We start from the raw sequence: 23,211 nt of genomic DNA, 5'->3' as shown, positions 1-23,211 counted from the left end.
CATGAAGGAGCTTTTTTTTAGATATCCCTTTTGTATCCTGGTTTGTTCATCATTTGATCTAGGGAGTATTTTCCAGAGCCCATGACCATAAAAAAGATCAGCAAAAAGAATACGACTATAGAAAGCCACAATTCGGAATTCAAATAACTAAACCCGTGGGTGATATTAACAAAAAATACAGCTCCTACCAGTACCGGAAATAGCAGTAGTGAGGCCAAACGGGTTTGAAAACCTAAAATTAGGAACAACCCTCCCACCAAATGGGTAAAAACCACATAGTGAACAGCACCCCATGATGATAAGTGGAAACTACTTTGCTCAATCATATGTTGAACAACATCCCTATCATTTACGAAACTTACACCTTTGGCAAAAATAACGACCCCTAAGGCTATTCTTAGGTAATCAATCCATTGTGGGTGATGAGCATCGCCCCAATGTTCAATTTTGTGTATCAGGTTCATAACATACCTCCTTTTTATAGATGGTTATAGCCTAATAACAGTTGAACAGCAAAAAAGTTGTTCGCATGAGATGATTCACTATCAAAATGTTACGAAGTGAATACATCCCCCCGCCTACATAATACTTCAGATAAGACAAATTGCTGCCAAATCAGGCTTACGCTGTTTTCAAAATCAATCAATCAATCAATCAATCAATCAATCAATCAATCAATCAATCAATCAATCAATCAATCAATCAATCAATCAATCAATCAATCAATCAACGCAACTGTAGGTTAGGAGAAAAAAAGTCGAATAACAAAGTCCCAAAATGCAGTTGTTAGTAGCCCCACAACAATACTAAAACCGATAACCAGATTGACCAGCTTGGTATTCAGATGGTATTGCTCGGCAATGATCCCCGAAGTGACCAAGGTTGGCATAGCTGCTTCGAATATACTGATCCGTGCAACAGCTCCCTTCACACCAAGTAGTAATGCAAATAGTAATACCAATGCTGGGGCAAGAATCAATTTATAACTCATCGCTGTACTGATCTGCGAAATCTGTTGTCGCCAACCATCAAACTTCAACTGTAAACCAATAGAAAATAAGGCCAAGGGCCCAACGGTGGCCACCAATTTATCGAAAAAAGGCTCGGCAACTGAAAGGTCAACAAATTGAGACAGCATTAAGGCTGTTATACAACCGATCAGGGGTGGAAAGCTGACTAACTTTCGAAGCATAAATTTGACATCGATCGTTTCGCCATCCTGGACATTCGCTTTTAGTGCATTGATGATTCCGGCAGTAGAAAGTAGAATAAATGTAGTTTGGTCGCAAATAATTGCAATCGGCAACTGGACTTCCCCAAAATAAGCTATGATCAATGGAAAGCCTATAAAGGACGTATTGCTATAACCTGCTGCCAATTCCAAGCTACTGCGGGAGCGTTGCTTATAATTTTTACGCCGACAGTATACTTCCATAAATAACCAACTGCCTGCCCAAACGAGGATTGCCGAAAACACGGGAAACAGTAATTCTGATGACCATACGATCTTCGGAATATATTTGAAAGACACCGCCGGCAGGGCAAAATAAAGAATCCAGGTATTGATCCCTTTATGTGCCTCGGAATGAATTAAATTTGTTCGCCTTAACAACATCCCCGCTGCGATGCAAAATGCAATCATTATAAAATTAATCATGTTTTCTTATCATTTTATACGACACAAAGATGCGATAGTAGAGCAGGCAATAACATGTACAAATACATTATTTTTATGTACATTTAAAGACATATATCAGGAGAGCAATGCGCAAAAAACAGTTTGAACCTTTACGGATCAGTGAATTTATTGAGGATAGTTTTCATTTGCCTCCACACGAGCAAAATTATTATGAGCTTGTTTATATTCGTTCGGGCAAAGGAACCCATGTGATCAACAAATTTGAACTGAATTATGAACCTGGCGATGTGTTCTTAATTAGTCCGGCAGACAAGCATTATTTTAACATTGAAGAAAAGACCCATTTTTTGTTTATTTTATTTACAGACACCTACTTCCTGCAGAATAAACGTAATCTAAAGCGCAATGCCTGGATTATGGAGCTAATGAATGATAAAGGATTAAAGGAACGCAAACTGTATATGGACGAGCACCATCGCCTGATTTATTCACATATCCTGGAAGCTGTCCGACTGTATAGTAATGCCACTGTCAACGAGCGTTCTGATTGGCTATTTGACCAACTCGTTGCGATCTTTGGGCTCTACAAAGAAATATCAGAAACACAACGCTTACCCCAGCAACATGAACTATATGTAGACCGATCGATTTCGGCTTATATTCATCGCTATATTTTTTCGCCCGAAAAACTTCAGGTCAGCCTGCTGGCTCAGAAATTTAATATTGCTCCATCCTATTTTGGAATCTACTTTAAGAAGAACTTCGGCACCAGTTTAAGAGCCTATATCAACAGCTACCGGATCGAACTCATCGAGAACAGACTTAAATCCAAAGATTATACCTTGAAACAAATTGCTGCAGAACTCGGATTTACCGACGAGAGCCATCTTTCCCATTTCTACAAACGCGCCAAGGGATTCAGCCCGTTATATTTCCGAACCCATCTGACTAAATAATAAGCGCTCCCGATCATCCATTATGTATACTCGTCAGAAAAAGTCAATTGATAAACTAATTTTTGGGTGGAATGACACTATAAAATTTCAGCCCCTCCGCTTCAAACTTTTTGTATAACACAAGCAGCACATCGTTTTTAAGCGACGAGGCATTGGCTGCGGCGTTTACCCAGCAGTAAACACTCAGGTAGATCATCTCGGCACTGATATCCTGTATGCTGATCCCGCTATCTCTATCCTGTATATAATGTGGGCTGGACATCATCGCATCTTTAATCCATTCTTTCGCTTTGTCCAGATCGGCCTGTCGATCGATATGGAGTACAAAGCTTGTTTTGCTGTATTCCTGTGATAAAGTCCAATTGACGACTCTTCCAGAGAGTAAATCGCCATTTGGAATGATAACATCGGCACCATCTGCAGTTTTGAGGACACTGGCGCGTATACCGATTTCTTTGACCCGCCCTTTTTTGTCGGCAAGTTCAATTTGGTCGCCCACTCGAAATGGCTTGTCAAAAACCAGAATAATGCCCGATACAAAATTATTGATGATATTCTGCATGCCCAGACCGATACCAACACTCAGTGCTCCGATGACAACGGTAAGTTTATCCAAACTCATTCCCAGGGCAGAGATTGCCATAAAAAAACCAATCAGAATAATCGCCAACCGAAAGAGCGGAAATAGGGTCATCTTTTGATTATAGACCTGGCTAAGCTGACCGTCTTCACCGCCGAGAACAATCAAACTGATATTTTTTTGAAACCAGTTGGCCACCAGAAGCAGTAAAACAGCCACAACAAGGTTGCCGAGTGTAAAAGATATGCTTCCAATGCTGCGCACTTTGCCAAAAAAGACTTCGCTCGCGGCCAATAATGTTTCTATAAACTGTAAGTTGTTTGCCAACACAATAATGGCCAAAAGCACACAGACGATCCGAAGAATTTCGGTGATGATAGCCAATGTACGCTGTTCGTTAAAACGCATCCAGAATCCTGCAGTCAGTCGATCTTTTTTAAACTGATTACGTACATCTGCCTTAATCATGTCTGCAAAATACTGCAACGTAAAGGATTGGACTAAACCAACGGCACAGGCAATACTAAAGCTCCGCGAGTGCTCAACATGGCCAATCACATTCAAAGTAATTGCCGTGATATTGAGGATAGCGAAAACGACATAAATAAAATTGCTGATATACCCCGGACTATCTGCATTTTTGATTCGTCGCTTTGTGTAGCTAACAAGTCCCAGTGCAATCAGATTAAAGGCGATACAAACGATCCTTAAAAAGAGGTCATCGCTTACGATCATATTGACAAATACATCCAGGAGATAGAATACAATGAGGATAATGGCAATTTTACGCTGTAACCCGCTCATGCGATGCCTTAGCAAAAACATGAAGATTAACATAATGACCAATTGAGAAGCCTGCAGAATGAAACTTGGTGTAAAGAAGTCTACAAAAGGCAACAGTGTCAAGAGAAAAATAATTGTTTTCCCAACGATAGCATCAATCGCAAGTTTATGTTCAGGATCATTCTGTCGAAGGATATAGGACACCCGCACAATCCAGTAGCAATAGCCCAATCCCAATACAATCAACAGGATACGGCTCGCCCAATCGGTCCGATTAACATATTTGTCTATCGCTGTATTGTTACTATAATTACTCCGTATATTGTTTAAAATTACATCCTTTGAAATCGCCGCCGTATTCGCTTTCCAGATCGAACTTTTGCTCGATGTAGAATCGACCTTTTTACTTACATTTTTCACTTCATGCACAGCATCCAGACGCAGCAAATGGCGTTGGTTCTTGGCGATGAGTTCATCTATCGTCCGGTTAATGGCCTCCAGAGAATCCATTTTTGCCGACAGCTTGAGCTGAGCATTATCAAGGTATTGGTACGCTCGACTATGATTACTGGTACTAATATCATACCGGTTGACCAAATTCCTGATCTGATCCTGGGTAATATTAAGACTGTTTGAATAATTACTGATACTGCCCTTAATAGACTTCAGCTGCCTAATTTCTTCGTGAATACTATTTTTAATTGCAGCAATACTGTCTTTGGCCGACCCTGTATTGGTCGCAGTATACGTATTGGATTTCTCATTCAGTTGTGCAACGAAATCCGCCATTGAACCTGTTCGAATATTAGCAAGAAAAGTCAAATTGACCTTCTTCAGGTCATTGCGCAAGGAGTCATTGCCAACACGTGTGGAATCCACAGCTGACTTTTTATTGAAGCCAACATGTGCCGCGGTTCGATCGTTACTCTGATTTCTTCTAACCTGAACTGAATCCTGTGCAAACACATGCAACTGAAAAGCCAAGAGACTTAAGACAAAAATAAAACGCTTAACAATGCCCAATTTCATACTTCAAATTTTGTTGATTTCCTTACCTGACAATATGTAACCAAATGCAATGAACACTACATCTTGCAAAGAAAGGACCAAAGGTATTTCTTCGACAAAAATAACTTATCTCCCGTTAAAATCGAATAGCATCCGATAGTTTTAGTTCTTCCAGTCGTTTTACTTTATCATCACGATAAAATAAATTCATCGTCTCAAAAGGAATTAATTTCAAGTCTTTGTTGACGATATGGACACATGATTTTTTGACTGCGCGAACGTCAAAATCGTAGGCATCCATAAAATTCATAATGATAATTCGGAAAAGATTGTCGTAATCAAGATCAGGTGCGCAGACTTCGGGTAAACAGCAAAGCAACTGGTTTACTTTTGGCTTTACCTTATCCACAGAAATTCCCGTGCTAAATATATCCAGCAATTGCATCTGAACACCTTTGTCCTGTTCATATACAATGGTGTTGCGTGATTGGCTATTTAACAAAATAGCAGGATCAATATGTCGGGTCAAAGGTATACGCTCCGCTCCAATTTTCAGTATATAGCCCATCGCCAAAGCATCAGGATTACAAGGAACAGGAATAATATCATGAGGGTCCAATAGTGGATATTGATTCAGGATTTCCTGACGTACCTCCGTTAATGTCATTTTATGTTGCTGTGCATCGGCTGCATTTCGACCGGCAATTTCCACCGGTTGAAAGGTTACCCCCCGTACACATCGCTGTTGTAAGGCGTAATCCAATATTTCCCCTATTTCATCATCGTTGGTTCCTTTTTCCAGGACGACGACCAAGGTTGTACTTAGATTGAGTGTATTTAATTTGTCTATGGCCTTTTTTCGGATATCCGTAAGATCTTTGCCCCGGAATTTCTCAAGCACCGATGGGCGAAAGGAATCGAACTGGAGATAGATTTCAAATTCAGGCGCATAAGTCGCGAGTTGCTCAGCAAAACCAGGATCATTTGCAATTCTGATCCCATTCGTATTGAGCATGAGATGCTTAATAGGCTTTGTCTTCGCGATGTCTAAAATCTTAAAAAAATCAGGATGTATGGTTGGCTCTCCACCGCTGATCTGAACCACATCCGGTTCACCTTCACTTTCGACGATTTTGTCAAACATCCGTTCAATTTCTTCCAGCGAGCGATGTCGTCCATAATGGGGCGAGGACATGGCATAACAGGTTGGACAGGTCAAATTACAGCGGTCGGTCACTTCGATGATAGAAAGGCAACTGTGCTGTTCATGATCGACGCATAAGCCACAATCATAGGGACAGCCATAATGTACTTCATTATCAAATTTCAAAGGTGTTTCTGAGGCTTTATTATAATTCCGAATGTTCTTATAATAGTCAACATCAGTTGCAATCAGTGTTTTAAAAAAGCCATGATCAGGACAGTTTTTTGTCATAAATACCTGTTCATCCTCGATAATAATCTTGGCACCAACACGCGAAAGGCATGTTGGACATAGGCTGATGGTGTAATCGTAGTATGTATAGTTTCTAACTGGCATAAAGCTGATCTCTAGTTCATAAAGGTAAGTCCACAGGCAAGTCCCCCTGCCAACATTGCTCCAATTCCGCCCAACAATACTTTAAGCCAGGGATTGACATTGAATTTTGATTCTTTATTTCCAGCTTTAATAATCGAGCCGATAATAATAACCAAAAGTGCAATACCGATCACAATAGCACCTATAGTAAGTAGAAAAAGTCCCAACATCGCGGTACTTTCCGATCCAAATGACCCCTCAAGCAAATACATAATTTCTATTTTTTGATTAAACGTTCATTTTTTAATAAATAAATATAATAAATTATCACCACGATGCAGGTAATTTGTATGGTACTTAGCCCCAAAAGTATAATTGCCCGTGGCTTAATAAAGTCCAACAGGAAACGAAAACTAAAATAACTAAGCATAAAAAGCTGAAACAATACGCCATTTCGATAATTGTATCGTCGTTTAAAAAGTTGGAGTCCCACAAATAACAGCAGTAAAAATGCGATTTCATACAGCGCTACCGGATGCCGTTTATAGGCATCCCCCAGATACATCCCCAATGGAGACGTTGTGGGTAAACCATAGGTCTGCTCGAATACACCCGTATAAAAACAACCTACCCTACCAATGGAAATTGCACTAATCAAGGGAAAGACCATCCGATCACCGGTACTTTCTTTTTTACCCATGATCTTTTTCATCCCTTCCACGGCAACCAAACCTCCCGCTAAACCACCGATTATCGTATTATTCACCCAAATGTAAGCCCATTTGTGTGTCGCATTGAGCAATTCAGCCGGGCGCTCGAGGGAACCGATGACATGTGAGCCGATTAAAGCCCCTAGACCGGCAGCAATAACAATAAGAAGGGAATTGGTATGCCCTAAACTTTCCTGATCCTTCCATTTGAGCAACTGATAATAACGCATACCAATAAACATCCCCAATCCTTCCATAAAAGGATGTAAGAGAAATGTTTTCCCAAACAAATCTATCGTAACCGGAAATTCAATCGCCATAAGCATAAACAAGTATACGAAAGACGATCAAGAAAATGACAAACAAAAGTTTCTGCACATAGGACAAAACTGTTAAAACCAAAAAGCCAGTCTGAAGAACAGACTGGCTTTTAAATAAATATTTTAAAAACGGGAGCTTATAGCTGATTGCTATATACAAAGCGTATTTCCTCACGTAGATTATAACGCGAGGCCATCACTTCGCCATAAGCGCCTGCGGAACGAATGGCAATTAAGTCGCCACGTTTTGAAACGGGAAGTGGTACTTCCTTACCAAAACAGTCGGACGATTCACAGATTGGCCCAACCACATCGTAGTTAATGGATTCGGCGCTGTCTGTCGCGCTGATATTTTCAATTTTATGATAGGCCTGATACAAGGCCGGGCGCATTAATTCAGTCATTCCAGCATCCAATACCAAGAAGTTTTTCTTGACACCATTTTTGACATACAACACGCGGCTAACAAGGCTTCCGCATTGTGCGACCAAAGCCCGCCCCAATTCAAAGTGCACTTCCTGCTGTGCTGTACGCTCCAGGAAGCGGTCGAAAATATCAAAATAAGCTTCAAAATCAGGAATTGTATTTCCATCAGGATTTTTATAATCAATCCCCAATCCGCCACCGACATTCAATACACGGATTTGTGTACCGCGTTCCTCAAACCAGTTTTTCCATTCATTGACCTTCACGCACAGGCTTTTGAATACGGTCATATCCGTAATCTGTGAACCTACGTGAAAATGAAGACCAACCAATTCAATAGATTCACATTTTTTAAGCACGGCTGCACATTTTTCCAAATCGGCATTGGGCACACCAAATTTGTTTTCATCAAGCCCTGTTGTAATATAATGATGGGTGTGTGCATCCACATTTGGGTTGATCCGTAAAGCCACATTTGCTTTTACACCTTTCTTTGAGGCAAGCTCATTGATGACCTCAAGCTCCTGAATGGATTCCACATTAAAAGCAAAAATATTTTGATCGAGCGCATAATTGATTTCCTTATCAGATTTACCAACTCCTGCAAAAGTGACTTTCTTGGAATCAAAGCCACATTCAATGGCTTTCTTTACCTCATTGCCACTCACACAATCCGCACCAAAGCCGATCTCTTGAATCGCCTTCAATAACTCGTCATTAAAATTGGCCTTTAATGCATAGTGAACATGAAATCCCCGTTTGTGGGACGCAGCATGCGCAGCCTCCAGGGTTTTGTTTAACACATTCAGATCATAATAATAAAACGGCGTTTCTTTCTCTGCAAACTTCGCCGCGATACCTGTATTTATCATATAAAAACCTACTTCTTAAAATAAACGATTGTGCAATGAACGTAATGCTTCTGTTTTATGATCTGAATTCAATAGAATCGACACGTTAAAGTCTGAACCACCGTAAGAAATCATACGAACTGGAAGGTGTTTTACAGCGTCAAGTACACGAGCAGCATAACCGTGGCTATTCAAACCGAAATCGCCTACAACGCATACGATGGTCTGATCACCATCTACAGTTACAGAACCAAAATCCTCCACTTCTTTGATAATATCTGCCAAATTGGTTGTATCATCAATGGTCAACGATACCGCCACTTCCGAAGTTGTGATCATATCGATTGGTGTTTTATAACGCTCGAATATTTCAAAAACACGACGTAGGAAACCATAGGCAAGTAGCATACGGGATGAATGGATGTGGATTGCCGTGATACCGTCTTTCGCGGCAATGGCGCGAATACAACCTTTCTGAGCACCGTCCTTACTGATCAAAGTCCCTTTTGCATTAGGCTCCATTGTGTTCAATAACCGAACTGGAACATTATATTTTTGCGCTGGGAATACCGATTGTGGATGTAAAATTTTAGCACCAAAATAAGCCAGCTCCGCAGCTTCATCAAAGCTTAGATGTGCAATCGGTGTTGTTCCTTTGACAACACGAGGATCATTATTGTGCATCCCATCGATGTCCGTCCAGATCTGAACTTCCTCCGCACGGATTGCTGCGCCGATCAATGAAGCCGTATAATCTGAACCGCCACGGCGCAAATTATCGATTTCACCAAATGAATTTCGGCAAATAAAACCTTGTGTGATAAATAACGTATTTTCTGGGCTCTGTGCCAAAATATGACTTAGTTTTTCGCCAATGTATTCCACCATAGGCTCATTATCCTCATCAATTTTCATAAAATCCAGGGCTGGTAACAACACGGATTTTATACCGATTTCGTTCAAATAGAAATGCCATAAAGCAGTAGACATCAATTCACCTTGCGCCAGAATAACTTTTTCTTCAATAGGTGTAAATAATTCATTGGCTAAAGTAGAAATCAGATTAAAATGGTAATCGATCAATTCTTTACCATTTTTATAACCTTGTTCAGTGCTGAAAAGTTCTTTAATAAGGTCTTCGTACTTATCCTTATGCTTCTTGACCAAATCTTTAGCTTCGTCCTTCTTACCTGCTGTGTAAGCTTGACCTATTTCAACCAAAGCATTTGTCGTTCCAGCAACTGCGGACAATACGACGATCTGACGTTCAGCAGGGTTTACAATATCCAACAACCCTTTGATACGTGCTGCACTCCCCACGGAAGTACCACCAAATTTTAAAACTTTCATACTGAAGTTACAATTATTAAATTTCTGTGTGCCAATATAGGCAATTCATGAATTTATATTAAAAAAAATGCGGCACAAAATCATGAAAGTTTTGTGCCGCATATCTTATATGTTATGCGGAAGAATTACTTCTTCAAGTTTTCGATCAGTAGACCGGCCAATTCTTCGCCGATTCTTTCTTGAGCTTCATTGGTTGCCGCCCCAATATGTGGCGTCAACGAAATTTTTGGATGTTTTAAGATCTCTTCGCGTGGAGTAGGTTCATTATCGAATACATCTAAACCGGCGAATGCAACTTTGCCTGAATCCAATGCTTTCACTAATTCCAATTCATCAATAACGCCGCCTCTCGAGGCATTAACTAAGCCAACACCATCTTTCAATAATGGGAACTCTGCAGCTCCGATAGCTGGTTTATCCAAAAATGGAACATGTAAAGAGATAAAATCTGAAACTTTAAATAAGTTGTCCATCTCCACTTGTTGAATAGGTACCTCAACTTGGATACCACCTGAAAGTGTTATGGTCAATGTTTTTGGTCCTTCGAACAAATCCGTGTAAACCACATCCATCCCCAGACCAATGGCGATTTTGGCAACTTCGCGACCGATACGACCAAATCCAACGATACCGATCGTCTTACCACGAAGCTCAGTACCAGCACCATAAGCTTTTTTAAGGGCACCAAATTTTGTATTGCCCTCAACAGGCATTTTTCTATTAGAATCGTATAAGAAACGTACACCATTCAATAGGTGAGCAAAAACCAGCTCAGCAACTGATAAAGAAGATGCTGCAGGGGTATTGACAACAGCAATCCCTTTTGAACGGGCGTAGTCTACATCAATATTATCCATGCCTACTCCACCACGGCCGATAACTTTCAAGTTAGGGCAGCCATCAATCAGGGCCTGACGTACTTTAGTTGCACTACGTACCGTGATTGCATCATAAGCAAGGAGCTTTTCTGGAAGCTCTTCTTGCGGAATATGAGTTGTATCTACACTATGACCTGCATCTTCCAACATTTTCTTTCCTAGTGGATCGATACCGTCATTCGCTAATATTTTCATCTTTATAATTCGTTTTTAAAGGTATCAGTGCCGTTCAACTCATCGGAAGATCCAACCAGGTGAATACGATACGACCTCTATAATTCTTAATCTAACTAATTATCTGTTTGTCAACTGCTAAATTTCAGCAACATGCACACTGCCTTATGCCGTATGCGTGTCCTCAAATTCTTTCATTGCATCAATCAACGCATTTACGCTGCTTAATGGTAAAGCATTGTAAATCGAAGCTCTAAATCCACCTACAGAACGGTGACCTTTGATTCCGATCAAATTACGCTCTTTTGCCAAAGCCAAAAATTCAGCTTCCAACTCTGGTGTATCCATTACAAAAGTAACATTCATGCGTGAACGATCTTCAACAGCTGCAGTACCTTTGAACAATGGGTTACGGTCGATTTCATCGTATAAAGCACGTGCTTTGATGATATTCTCTTGCTCCAATACAGAAACACCGCCCTTTGCTTTTAACCAACGAAGGTTTAACATCGAAACAAAGATCGAATATACCGGTGGAGTATTGTACATTGAACCACCATTGATATGCAATTGATAATCCAACATCGACGGAAGAACACGTCCTGATTTACCTAAGATGTCATCTTTAACAATCACGAGTGTAACACCTGCAGGGCCCATATTTTTTTGAGCACCAGCATAGATCAAATCATAGTCAGCAACATTGATCTCACGTGAGAAAATATCAGAAGACATATCAACAACCACTGGCAATGCCGTTTCAGGTTTATCAAAAACCTCAGTACCGTAAATGGTATTGTTAGCTGTATAATGAAAATATGCAGCATCTGTTGGGATGGCATATCCCTTAGGGATGTAGGAATAATTTTTATCAATCGACGAAGCTACAACATCTACTGTACCGAATTTTTTAGCTTCTTTTAATGCTTTTGTAGCCCAGACACCAGTATCCAAATAAGCAGCTTTACCTCCTTCCGGTAAAAGATTCAACGGCGCCATTGCAAATTGCAAACTAGCCCCTCCTTGAAGGAAAAGAATCGAATATCCCTGAGGTACTGCCAATAACTCGCGTACTAATTGTGTGGCTTCGTCTATCACTGCTTCAAACTCTTTGGAACGGTGAGAGATCTCTAAAATTGATAAACCGGTGTTGTTAAAATCAATTACAGCTTCTGAGGCTTGTTGAAATACTTCCTTTGGCAGAATACATGGACCTGCTCCAAAATTATGTTTCATTGATGTTATAGTTTGTTTGATTGCTATTCTTTAACCCTAGCTAAGCAATCCGTTGTTTAAAAACCAAAGGTAAAATAAAATTATATATTTTTCAACTAATCTGTTTTTTTATTGAAAATTTATAAAATTCTAAATGATTTCAATAAAAAGATCGCACAACAAACACCTAGTTCAATGCAAAAAATATCAAATAAGCAGCACTTTCCACGCCATATCTACCTGATTATCTTGCAAATACTCCTTAGCTTTAAGTTGAAGATGGGTATTACGGGCGGATTGATCGCCAATAAAGGCATTAAGCAATTCGTAAATTTCAGGGAGACTAGTTATATCATCTACCTCATGTGGAGTGGGTAAACGTTCGATCTGAGCCAACTTAATTTTCTCGTTTTCCGTAAAAATATTCGATTCCCTTATAAAAGGAGGAAGCTGATTGTAATCCATAAAAAAGCAGAAATTTTATTCAAATTTCTGCTTAATATCTCAGAAAATAAAATTCTTATATTTTTTCGATAATTCGATCGGCAAATTCACTTGTTTTGACTAATGTAGCATCATCCATTAAATTGTAAAAATCTACGGTCACGGTCTTGGCAATTATGGTTTCGCCCAAGGCCTTAACAATTGCCGCCGCTGCTTCTGTCCATCCAAGGTATTCGAGTAGCATAACACCGCTTAAAATAACCGACGAAGGATTCATGGTATTGGTATTTGCAAAACGAGGTGCTGTGCCGTGAGTAGCTTCAAAAACAGCATGCCCTGTTTTAAAATTGATATTAGCTCCCGGTGCGATCCCTATACCGCCAACCATTGCGGCCAGCGCATCAGAAATATAATCACCGTTCAGATTTAAAGTTGCCACAACGGAAAAATCCCGTGGATTAAGTAAGATCTGCTGTAAAAAATTGTCGGCAATAATATCTTTAATCAAAATTTTACCTGAATCCAAGGCGGCTTTTTGTTCCTGATTAGCAACCTCCGCACCTTTTTCTGCTTTCGTTCGCTCCCATTGTCCCCAGGTATACGTTTTGTCGGCAAATTCCGTTTCAGCAACCTCATACCCCCAAATCTTAAAAGCACCCTCCGTAAATTTCATGATATTTCCTTTGTGAACAATCGTCACTGAAGGTAAATTGTGATGAATAGCATGTTCTATTGCCGCACGGACCAGTCTTTTCGACCCTTCCTCAGAAACCAGTTTGACACCGACTCCTGTTGTGGCCGAGAAATTGTAATCAATATCAAGCTCGTCATGCAAGAAATCCTGAAACCTGTTGGCTTCAGCTGTTCCCGCCTGAAACTCTATTCCAGCATAAATATCCTCCGTATTTTCACGAAAAATCACCATATCCACATATTCCGGATGTTTGACTGGTGAAGGTACGCCCACAAACCATTTTGTCGGCCTTTGACATACGTAGAGATCCAAATCCTTACGCAAAGCAACATTCAAAGAACGGATTCCGCCACCTACTGGCGTGGTTAGTGGCCCTTTAATTCCAACGAGGTATTCTTTTAGTACATTTAGGGTATCTTTTGGTAGCCATTCGCCTGTTTCGTTAAAAGCTTTTTCACCTGCCAGCACCTCCTTCCATGTTATTTTCCGTTTTCCATCATACGCTTTCTCCACCGCTTGATCAAAAACACGCACTGCCGCATGCCAAAGATCAGGACCAATACCGTCGCCGATAATAAAAGGAATTGTTGGAAAATCTGGAACCTGTAAAGTTCCTTCACTTGACATTGTAATCTTATTTGACATAACCTTCAATTTTAACGGACAATTACTATCCCTTATTAAACATATTTCCGATCTCTTTGCTAATTTTTCTAAAGATTGGAGCTGCTTCAACATCTTCATACTCGTCGATGTGTGCATTTTCCACTCTACTAGGAAACACTAAAACAAGATTTTCGTTTGCATAAATACGATCTAATTTCTTTGCTACCCCATCTAGAGAATCACGATAGGAAACTTCTCCATTTCTGGCCGAAACAAAAATAAACATCGCATCTTCTTCCTTAAACGCTTTAAGGCCCTGCAAATTGTCCCAGGCATCGTAATACTCAAAGGTGACAGGAACAGAATTTTTCAGCTCAACAAGATGTTCTTTAATGGCGGCAGCAGAGCGTTCATCAACAACAAATGTTACCGGAACGGATAGCTCCTGCGCCAGTTTAACAACCTTCTCCAGCCAATACTCGAACCCAAATTCTGCCTCGCACATGGGTGGTGCAAAAACGACAATGGATTTATTAGAAATAAAAGGTTTTTTAAAATGACATAACATCACATTAGCCGAGGTTCTGTTTAAGATACTTTCCGTTTTTTCTCCAACAAACTTATCCATAAAATTGGCCGCACTCGGCCAGCCCAAAACAATACAATTGGCAGAAACTTCTTTTGCCGACCGTGCAACCCCGCTAGCAATGTTTAAATCTATTGTGGCACTGATATTAACGTTTGTTTCACTACCCGAAGCATACCTGACCATGTTATCCAGGTTCTTCCGTGCTTTGGACATATTTAATTGAGCCTGCTCATTATCCTTCACAACGGACACGATATTGACTGGATAGGAACATTTCTTACTTTTAATATAGGTTGAAAAATCCAAAATAGGCTCCATATTATCCATGTTAGCGATAGATATCAAGATGTTTTCATCTTTTTCCTTCACCACATCTGTATGTTCTTCGTCCTGTTCACCATCCATAACCACTTTACGCGAGGCATTCCCTGTAACCACTGTAGCGACAATACAGGTAACCAAAATCAACAGAATCGTACCATTAAGCACATTCTCATCGATAATACCGTTCTTATGTCCAACCATGATTACAGCTAGTGTTGCAGCAGCATGAGCACTACTTAAACCAAATATCAGATTGCGCTGACCACGGCTATATTTAAAAACGAGCTGCGTCAACCATGCGGCCACATATTTACCGACGATAGCCACAACGGTCAGTGTTCCAGCAATAATAAGTGCCTGCGGCCCCTTCAAAATCACGCTGACATCGACAATCATCCCCACAGATATCAAGAAGAAAGGAATAAAAATCGCATTGCCGATAAACTCAATTCGGTTCATCAAAGCGGAAGAGTGTGGTATCAGTTTGTTGAGAGCCAGACCGGCAACGAAAGCCCCAATAATAGGCTCAAGGCCGGCAATTTCCGCTAAAAATGCAGCAAAAAACACGACAGAGAGCACGAAGATATAATTAGATGTCTTCTCACTCCCCAAGCGTTCAAAAAACCATTTTGCAATCCTTGGAATAACACCAAACATGATAAACAGGAAAATAGCAAAGGAAATCGTCAGGGTAATCCAAAATTCATTGCCAATATTTCCCTGAGAAACGCCGGTAATCACCGCAAGAATAATCAGCACGGCCGTATCCGTCAGGATTGTTCCACCTATCGTGATCGCAACAGCCTCCATTTTAGAAATACCATAGCTATTTACGATGGGATAAGAAACCAGCGTATGGGTAGCAAACATGCTTGATATCAACAAACTCGGTAAAACACCGTAGCCCAGTAAAAAATGACAAACAGGATAGCCAATACTGATCGGAACAATAAATGTTAAAAAGCCAAAAAGTAAACTCTTATTCTTGGTCTTTTTAAACTCATTCATATCCAACTCCAAACCAGCAATAAACATGATATAGAGCAGGCCTATTGTTGAAAACAGTGTGATAGCCGAGTTTTTTTCCAACCAGTTGAGCCCATGTGGTCCAATAATAACACCAGATATAATCAATCCAATAATACCCGGAACCTTAATCGGTCGCAGTACGATCGGTGATAACAGGATAATAAAAAGTACCAGCGAAAATATAAGTACAGGATTTTGTAAAGGCGCTTCGAAAGCGTGGGAAATATGCTCAAAAGTTTTATTCATAAGTGCTTGTATACTAGCCGTAATATGTATATACTTATTTTTCTATACAGCTCGAAAAATAGTTAACAGCACTAAAAATACGATTTTTTCAAGAAAGCGAAGCCTAAAAGTAGTGTTACTTAAAAGAAATGGCTTTGATCGGACTAATCTTGGTAATTAGCATTGACGGAATAAATAATGAGATCATTCCGATAAACACGACAGCCAAATTGACCAAAATCACATCAGACCATTGAAGTTGAACGGCCACATAGGAGATATAGTAGGTCTTCTCATCCAATTTAAAGAAATGGGTAAAATCCTGAAAAAAGTAAAAACCTAAGCCAATAAGATTACCGATTAATAATCCCAGACCGATGAGGTACAAGGCACTGTACATGAAGACGCGGCGAATTCCGGCATTGTGATACCCCAATGCCTTTAAGATACCGATCATTGAAGTCCGCTCAAGAATGGTGATCAGCAAGGCGGAGATCATATTGATAATAGCAACAACCGTCATCAGTATAAAAATGATTTTGGTGTTCATGTCAAGCAATTCCAGCCACTGAAAAATATCAGGGACCTGATCCTTGATATTGATTGCCTGCATATCGATAGGCAACAGATCTTCAACCTTGTTCGTTGTCTGTTCGAGCTGACTAAAATCTTTAACCCGAATCTCATAGCCCCCTACTTCATGATCATCGAGGTTGCTTAGTTTACGAATGACATTGAGAGACCCGATCACATAAACCTTATCTAATTCTTCGGAGCCTGTATTAAAAATGCCCTTAATGACAAATTTACGTTTACGTATAGGATCCTGCACGAAATACATAATAAAATCGTCACCGACTTTTAGGAGCAGTCGATCTGCGAGATACTTGGACACCAAAATCTGATTATCCGCATTATCCGATTTAAAGTCTATCATGCTCCCTTCCACCAGCATACGCTGAAAGGGCTGCTGATTATACAAGGAATCGATACCTTTGAGAACCACTCCTTCAACTTCATCGTTGACATTAATGATGCCGGCCTTGGTCGCAAAGGAACTGATTGAGTTGACTTGGGGAATCGCTAATATGGACTTACGGACCTCCGGTGTAAGTGTTATGGGTGAATTCTCGTAAGACTTATTCAGGTCGTAACGTAAAACCAATACATCGGCAAAAAAACTCCGTTGCTTACTGATAATCTCTCCCTTAAATCCGCGCAATACCGCAATAGATATGATAATCGCTGCAATAGCAAGAGCAATTGCACCAATAGTCACCCGAACGATCAATTTTGAGAACGTTCTTTTTCCAGAAAATGCGATCCGATTTGCTAAAAAATAAGGAAAATTCAAGCTTTCAATATATTTATGTAACTTCGCAAAGTTATAAAAATTTGTTATTTACAAAACTGAAATGACAAATAATTAGGCGTTTTTCAGTAGGCTATTCAACAAGGAGGCCCCTATACTGGTTTAAAGAGTTTTATAAAAATTACAAGTATTATGCGTATTATTTTCATGGGTACTCCCGATTTTGCTGTAGCTTCACTTGAAGCACTGATTCAGTCTGGCGAACAAGTTGTCGCTGTGGTTACGGTACCGGACAAACCTGCAGGACGTGGACAAAAAATACATGAATCTGCTGTGAAAATATTTGCTACGCAACATAATATCCCAGTTCTTCAACCAGTGAAACTCCGTGATGAGGCATTTTTAGATGAACTGAAAAGTTTTCAGGCGGACCTACAGGTTGTGGTAGCATTCCGCATGCTTCCTGAGATCGTCTGGAATATGCCTAAATTTGGAACAATCAATGTCCACGCCTCACTCCTTCCACAATACCGGGGGGCAGCACCGATAAATCATGCAATCATCAATGGAGAGAAAGAATCGGGAGTAACGACATTTTTACTGCAGCACGAAATCGACACGGGAAACATCTTATTGTCTAAAAAAGTTGCCATCAAAGAAACAGACAATGCGGGTGATCTTCACGATAACCTCATGGTTGCCGGAGCAGAAACTCTCCTGCAAACCATTCAGCAATTAAAGGCTGGAGCCTTGCAGCCCAAACCTCAAGACGTCCTTCTCACAACGGAGCCGCTCAAACATGCGCCAAAAATTTTCAAAGAAGACTGTAAAATAAACTGGGATCAGCCCACTGCACAAGTGTATAACTTCATTCGCGGTTTAAGCCCCTATCCAGCGGCATTTACCCTCTTAAATGATAAGGTCCTAAAAATCTATAGCACAGAAAAAGAACTTGTCAATACAGCTACAATACCGGGAACCATAGAAACTGACAAGAAAAGTTTCTTAAAAATTGCGGCGCAAGACGGCTATATTGTCATTTCTGACCTTCAACTCGAAGGGAAGAAAAGAATGAATGTAGTCGATTTTTTAAAAGGCTATCGATTTTAGCCTTTTTCATCACCACCATCATAATATTGCAGCAGATCACCAGGCTGACAGTCTAGCGCCTTGCATATCGCTTCAAGGGTATCTAATCGCAATGCCTTCGCCTTTTGATTCTTGATGATTGAAAGATTGGAAAGGGTAATTCCGACATTGTCACTCAATTGGTTAAGCGACATTTTTTTCTCTTTCATTATTTTATCCAAGTGAATTAAGATTGGCATAATATAATTTTTATTCTTTTAAATTTATTTAATGTCACTAATAAAACAAAAGATCCATCTTTTTGTTTTATCATAAAATTATCATTTTAAAATAAATTTGAGGAATGCATATTGCATAATAAATCAGCTACCGTCGAGTTAAATTGTCTAGAATAAGAAAAAAAAATTAAACCCTTTAGCACTTTAAATATCAAACAGTTGAATATTACAGCAACAGATAAGAAGAAAAAAAATATTAAAATGGAATAGTTTTTGATGATTAAAAATTGAAACTCAAAAAAACCTAACTCATTAAATATGAGTGGCTAGATAATCAATTTTCCATTAATAATTCAAAAATTTTTCGTATTTTCGCAAACATTTCTTAGAGAGGAGAATTAATAAAAATTAATGAGACAGCTCAAAATTACACAATCTATCACCAATCGTGAGTCACAGTCTTTGGACAAATACTTACACGAAATTGGTAAAGTAGACTTAATTACAGCAGAAGAAGAAGTAGAATTAGCACAGCGTATCCGCGAAGGCGATCAAGTTGCCTTGGAAAAATTGACTAAAACCAACCTTCGTTTCGTAGTATCAGTAGCAAAACAATATCAAAATCAAGGTTTAACCTTAGGTGATTTAATCAATGAAGGTAACCTGGGCTTAATTAAAGCAGCTAAACGTTTTGACGAGACAAAGGGGTTTAAATTCATTTCTTATGCCGTTTGGTGGATTCGCCAATCTATTCTTCAAGCAATTGCTGAACAATCGCGTATCGTACGTCTGCCATTGAACCAAGTCGGTTCATTGAGCAAAATCAGTAAGGCTTTCTCAAAACTAGAACAAGAATACGAACGGGAACCATCTCCAGAAGAATTGGCGGATATCCTTGAAACCACAGTAGACAAGGTTTCGGATACCCTAAGTAACTCTGGCCGTCACGTATCTATGGACGCTCCCTTTGTTCAAGGTGAAGAAAACACACTTTTGGACGTTTTGGAGAACCATGATCCAGACACAGACAGTTCTTTGATTGATGAGTCTCTATCAGAAGAAATCAAACGATCATTGGCAACATTGACAGAAAGAGAACGTGAAATTATCGTACTTTTCTTCGGCTTAGGTTCCAATCACCAATTGTCGTTAGAGGAAATCGGAGAGAAATTCAATTTGACACGTGAACGTGTTCGTCAGATCAAAGATAAAGCTCTTCAGCGTTTGAGACACACTTCAAGAAGCAAAATCTTAAAATCCTATTTGGGTTAACAAGAGATACTTATTAGACATTTTGGCAATCCCAATCAGAAATGGTTGGGATTTTTTTTGTCCATAATTTTTTGTCCAATAGAAAAAGGGTTGCCTACTGAGCAGCCAACCCTTTTTCTATTTTCCAAGATTCCTGTTATTTAGAATCCGGCATCAAGATAAATTCAAAAAGTCGATCTCTTTTCAAATATTTCCCGGCAACGTCCTGCACTGACTTTGAAGTTACCTTCTTCAAATTGTCTATTCTTCGTGTATATCGCGTAAGATCAAGATCATTCTGATATGAACTTGATATGTAATTCAGCCAATAGCCATTTTCACGAAGATTTAACTCATTTTGTCGCTGTTGTTCTGCTAGGAACTTCTCAATATCTCCATTTTCGGGGCCCTGTTCCTGAATCTTTTTCACCTCATCCAATGCCGAAGCAATTAAAGCATCAGCCTTATCTACTGCGGAACCGAAACCAATGGAGAAAGCATAACGCGCTTTTGGCAGCTTACTAAAACTAGCCCGAGCACCCACTCCATAAACACCACCTTCTTTTTCCCGGAGTCTTTCAAGCAATTTGATCGTCAAAACACTCTCCAAGGCTTCCATATTAACATTTTCAGTTTCATTATAGGTATAGTCCCCATAGTAGGCCAATTGCGTACTTGCCTTTTCTTCTTTTCCCTTATGAACAACCACGCGCTCTCCCTTGCTCGGCTCCAGAATATTTAAATCCTTATAGCTCTCCCCTCTTTTAAGGGCCGGCAACGAGGCAAGATAGGTTTCTAAATAAGGCTTGATCTGATTCTCGTCAAATGACCCCACAATTGTAAACACAAAATCCGAAGCATCCGCAAATCGTTCTTTGTAGATTGCCAAAGCACGCTCCCGATCAATTTTATTGATCGTTTCTACGGTTGGGTTTTGCCGACGGACATTGTTGCCATAAAGCACTTCTTTCACTTTATCCGAGAATACATTATTTGGATTGCTCAATCTATTTTCCAAAGATCCTTTTGCCCGGGTCATGGTACTCTGGAAAATATCCTCGTCCAAGCGAGGTTCGGTAAAATAACCATAAATCAATTCAAAAGCATTCTTCAATCCTTCTTTATCTGTGCTACCTGAGATACCTTCGTAGCGTTCAGAAATGTACGGAGAGATGGAAACATCTTTTCCCGAAAGATACTTCGTAAGCTCAACGTTGTTCATTTGTCCAACGCCGCTTGCATCAATTAAAGAGGATGCGTTAGAGGCCGAAAAGTAATCTGCATCGTTATAGCCAGATGTTCCACCTGGACTATACGCCATAATCTGTATCTCATCATTTTTAAAGTCCGTAGGCTTTAAGATCACTTTAACACCATTGCTTAAGGTCAATTCTTTCGCTTGAACGGCGTCAATATTTCTTGACGATACAACAGCGCCTTTCACCGGTTCTTTTGAAAGCAAGGGAAGATTGGACACTTTATCTTCATAAGCTGTCACAGGAGTCTCTTCAACTGCTTTTACCCAGCTCATTACGGTAGACTCAGCCGGTAAGTTGGCCTTATCCTTCTCTGGCCCCATAACCAAAACATCGCGGTTCAGATCGGTATAATATTTTTTCACCAAGCCATTTACTTCTGACAGCTTCAACGTTGGTAACAGCTGTTTAGTCAAACGATAGGCGTTTTCATTACTTAAAGCGGGTTCATCATCAATAAAATAATTTAGATAACGGTTGACGTAACTATCCGATTTCTTTTTGTCACGCTCGATAAAAGACATCTCGTTACCTTTTTTCATATCTGCGATGGCACGATCCAACTCCGTCTGTGTAAAACCGTATTTTTGAATACGCTCAAATTCTGTTAGCATCGCCTTAAATCCGGATTCCAACTCGCCCGGTTTTGGGACCACCAGCAATGAAAAAGTATTAAGGTTAGCAACAAAATCGCTGATACTTCCACCTGCCTGCATAAAAGGAGGGTTCGGTTGCTGCATCAATTCAGAAAAACGACCTGCGATCATCTGATTGAAAACACTCTTCAACAGCTCGTTTCTATAATCTCCTACAGTGGAAACTTTTTCTTTTTCACTTTTAATCAAAATCTGCGCGACGGTATAAGGCAGTTCCGGATCTGAAATTGCCAAGAACTGGTTCTTGTTTAACAAATCAACACGATATTTTTTACGCTCCAATGCTTTTTTTGGCATTTTCATATCGGAAAACAAAACTTTCACCCTTTCTTCCATTTCCTTAGGATCAATATCGCCAACAATGATTAGAGCCTGTAAATCTGGGCGATACCAGTCTTGGTGGAATTTGCGTATTTCTGTATAAGGAAATGTTTTCAGGATCTGTTCAGTTCCGATAGGTAAACGTTTGGAGTAAAGGGATCCATTGAGCAACATCGGAAAGTATTGATCCTGTAAACGCTGCTGCACTCCTCTTCCACCACGTTTTTCTTCGAGGATAACGCCCCGCTCTTTATCAATTTCTTCGCCATCCAACAAAGCATCCTGAGCCCAGTCGCGCATCACCTGTAAACCATTTTTTAAAAGTTCAGGATCATCAGAAGGAATTGGTAGCTGATAAACTGTCTGATCAAAGCTCGTATAGGCATTCAGATCCGAGCCAAATCGAACTCCTGCCTTTTGCAAGTAGTTAACCAATTCATTCTTTGGAAAATGCTTCAGGCCATTGAAGTTCATATGCTCTAAAAAATGTGCCAAACCAAGCTGTTTTTCATTTTCCAGAATGGAGCCGGCCTTCATGCCCAAATACATGGTGACACGCCCCTTAGGCTCGCTATTTTTACGAATGAAGTATGTAAATCCATTTTTCAGCTTCCCCGTGATGACTTCGTTGTCGAAGGGTAATTTTTGATTCAGGGCCAAACTATCTTGGGATAGAATCGCCCGTGCTTCCGCGGTTAACGTAGTTGGCTTTTTTGCTTCTGCTATATAGAATGTAGCCGGTAACAGAAAAGCTAATGCAAGTGGTTTAATGAATTTCATACAAAAAA

19 protein-coding genes are annotated in these 23,211 nt (G+C 40.0%); 3 read left to right on the top strand and 16 right to left on the bottom strand.

Annotation, left to right across the window (positions count from 1 at the left end; all coding sequences use genetic code 11):
* Nucleotides 1-17: 17 nt before the first annotated feature.
* Nucleotides 18-464: a DoxX family protein gene (locus tag CBM24_RS09725; RefSeq protein WP_075991990.1), complete on the bottom strand. Its 447-nt coding sequence runs from the start codon at nucleotides 462-464 to the stop codon at nucleotides 18-20.
* Nucleotides 465-742: 278 nt separating this feature from the next.
* Nucleotides 743-1,657, bottom strand: a complete 915-nt coding sequence (locus CBM24_RS09715; RefSeq protein WP_088161051.1) for an AEC family transporter — start codon at nucleotides 1,655-1,657, stop codon at nucleotides 743-745.
* Between the two features lie 107 nt (nucleotides 1,658-1,764).
* Here CBM24_RS09715 and CBM24_RS09710 point away from each other — a divergent pair, with 107 nt between their 5' ends.
* Complete coding sequence (locus CBM24_RS09710; protein WP_088161050.1) at nucleotides 1,765-2,595, top strand: AraC family transcriptional regulator; 831 nt, start codon at nucleotides 1,765-1,767, stop codon at nucleotides 2,593-2,595.
* Nucleotides 2,596-2,650: 55 nt separating this feature from the next.
* Here CBM24_RS09710 and CBM24_RS09705 read toward each other — a convergent pair whose 3' ends face one another.
* The 12 genes from CBM24_RS09705 to CBM24_RS09650 all read right to left on the bottom strand — a co-directional run bounded on the left by CBM24_RS09705 (nucleotide 2,651) and on the right by CBM24_RS09650 (nucleotide 17,674).
* Complete coding sequence (locus tag CBM24_RS09705) at nucleotides 2,651-4,987, bottom strand: mechanosensitive ion channel family protein (protein ID WP_088161049.1); 2,337 nt, start codon at nucleotides 4,985-4,987, stop codon at nucleotides 2,651-2,653.
* A 115-nt stretch (nucleotides 4,988-5,102) separates the two neighbouring features.
* On the bottom strand, nucleotides 5,103-6,506 hold the full coding sequence (locus CBM24_RS09700; protein WP_088161048.1) for a radical SAM protein: 1,404 nt from the start codon (nucleotides 6,504-6,506) through the stop codon (nucleotides 5,103-5,105).
* Nucleotides 6,507-6,517: 11 nt separating this feature from the next.
* Nucleotides 6,518-6,757 (bottom strand): hypothetical protein, encoded by a 240-nt coding sequence (locus tag CBM24_RS09695; protein ID WP_046675824.1) that lies wholly within the window; start codon nucleotides 6,755-6,757, stop codon nucleotides 6,518-6,520.
* 5 nt (nucleotides 6,758-6,762) lie between these two features.
* Nucleotides 6,763-7,515 (bottom strand): prolipoprotein diacylglyceryl transferase, encoded by a 753-nt coding sequence (locus tag CBM24_RS09690; protein ID WP_088163511.1) that lies wholly within the window; start codon nucleotides 7,513-7,515, stop codon nucleotides 6,763-6,765.
* A 137-nt stretch (nucleotides 7,516-7,652) separates the two neighbouring features.
* Nucleotides 7,653-8,813, bottom strand: coding sequence for a diaminopimelate decarboxylase (gene lysA / locus CBM24_RS09685; RefSeq protein WP_075991987.1), 1,161 nt, complete (start codon nucleotides 8,811-8,813; stop codon nucleotides 7,653-7,655).
* 15 nt (nucleotides 8,814-8,828) lie between these two features.
* The gene (locus CBM24_RS09680; protein ID WP_088161047.1) at nucleotides 8,829-10,142 is read right to left on the bottom strand and encodes an aspartate kinase; all 1,314 of its coding nucleotides are present in this window, start codon (nucleotides 10,140-10,142) and stop codon (nucleotides 8,829-8,831) included.
* A gap of 125 nt (nucleotides 10,143-10,267) precedes the next feature.
* Nucleotides 10,268-11,215 (bottom strand): D-2-hydroxyacid dehydrogenase, encoded by a 948-nt coding sequence (locus CBM24_RS09675; protein ID WP_075991985.1) that lies wholly within the window; start codon nucleotides 11,213-11,215, stop codon nucleotides 10,268-10,270.
* A gap of 144 nt (nucleotides 11,216-11,359) precedes the next feature.
* Nucleotides 11,360-12,430, bottom strand: coding sequence for a 3-phosphoserine/phosphohydroxythreonine transaminase (gene serC / locus CBM24_RS09670; RefSeq protein ID WP_088161046.1), 1,071 nt, complete (start codon nucleotides 12,428-12,430; stop codon nucleotides 11,360-11,362).
* A 186-nt stretch (nucleotides 12,431-12,616) separates the two neighbouring features.
* The gene (locus CBM24_RS09665; protein ID WP_088161045.1) at nucleotides 12,617-12,874 is read right to left on the bottom strand and encodes a hypothetical protein; all 258 of its coding nucleotides are present in this window, start codon (nucleotides 12,872-12,874) and stop codon (nucleotides 12,617-12,619) included.
* Between the two features lie 55 nt (nucleotides 12,875-12,929).
* Complete coding sequence (icd, locus tag CBM24_RS09660; protein ID WP_088161044.1) at nucleotides 12,930-14,192, bottom strand: NADP-dependent isocitrate dehydrogenase; 1,263 nt, start codon at nucleotides 14,190-14,192, stop codon at nucleotides 12,930-12,932.
* A gap of 25 nt (nucleotides 14,193-14,217) precedes the next feature.
* Nucleotides 14,218-16,341, bottom strand: coding sequence for a cation:proton antiporter (locus CBM24_RS09655; RefSeq protein ID WP_075991981.1), 2,124 nt, complete (start codon nucleotides 16,339-16,341; stop codon nucleotides 14,218-14,220).
* A 115-nt stretch (nucleotides 16,342-16,456) separates the two neighbouring features.
* Nucleotides 16,457-17,674, bottom strand: a complete 1,218-nt coding sequence (locus tag CBM24_RS09650) for an ABC transporter permease (protein ID WP_088161043.1) — start codon at nucleotides 17,672-17,674, stop codon at nucleotides 16,457-16,459.
* A 150-nt stretch (nucleotides 17,675-17,824) separates the two neighbouring features.
* Here CBM24_RS09650 and fmt point away from each other — a divergent pair, with 150 nt between their 5' ends.
* The gene (gene fmt / locus CBM24_RS09645) at nucleotides 17,825-18,742 is read left to right on the top strand and encodes a methionyl-tRNA formyltransferase (protein WP_075991979.1); all 918 of its coding nucleotides are present in this window, start codon (nucleotides 17,825-17,827) and stop codon (nucleotides 18,740-18,742) included.
* Here the strand turns inward: fmt and CBM24_RS09640 are convergent.
* On the bottom strand, nucleotides 18,739-18,960 hold the full coding sequence (locus tag CBM24_RS09640; protein WP_046675813.1) for a helix-turn-helix domain-containing protein: 222 nt from the start codon (nucleotides 18,958-18,960) through the stop codon (nucleotides 18,739-18,741). The genes fmt and CBM24_RS09640 overlap by 4 nt on opposite strands.
* A 390-nt stretch (nucleotides 18,961-19,350) precedes the next feature.
* Between CBM24_RS09640 and CBM24_RS09635 the strand changes: the two genes are divergently transcribed.
* Nucleotides 19,351-20,211: an RNA polymerase sigma factor RpoD/SigA gene (locus tag CBM24_RS09635; RefSeq protein ID WP_028068906.1), complete on the top strand. Its 861-nt coding sequence runs from the start codon at nucleotides 19,351-19,353 to the stop codon at nucleotides 20,209-20,211.
* Between the two features lie 136 nt (nucleotides 20,212-20,347).
* Here the strand turns inward: CBM24_RS09635 and CBM24_RS09630 are convergent, their stop codons facing one another.
* On the bottom strand, nucleotides 20,348-23,203 hold the full coding sequence (locus CBM24_RS09630) for a M16 family metallopeptidase (protein WP_088161042.1): 2,856 nt from the start codon (nucleotides 23,201-23,203) through the stop codon (nucleotides 20,348-20,350).
* Between the last annotated feature and the right edge of the window lie 8 nt (nucleotides 23,204-23,211).

Source organism: Sphingobacterium sp. G1-14 (assembly GCF_002196555.1).
GTDB lineage: Bacteria > Bacteroidota > Bacteroidia > Sphingobacteriales > Sphingobacteriaceae > Sphingobacterium > Sphingobacterium siyangense.
Note: the sequence above shows the minus strand (reverse complement) of the source record. Positions and strands in the feature narration are given on the sequence as shown.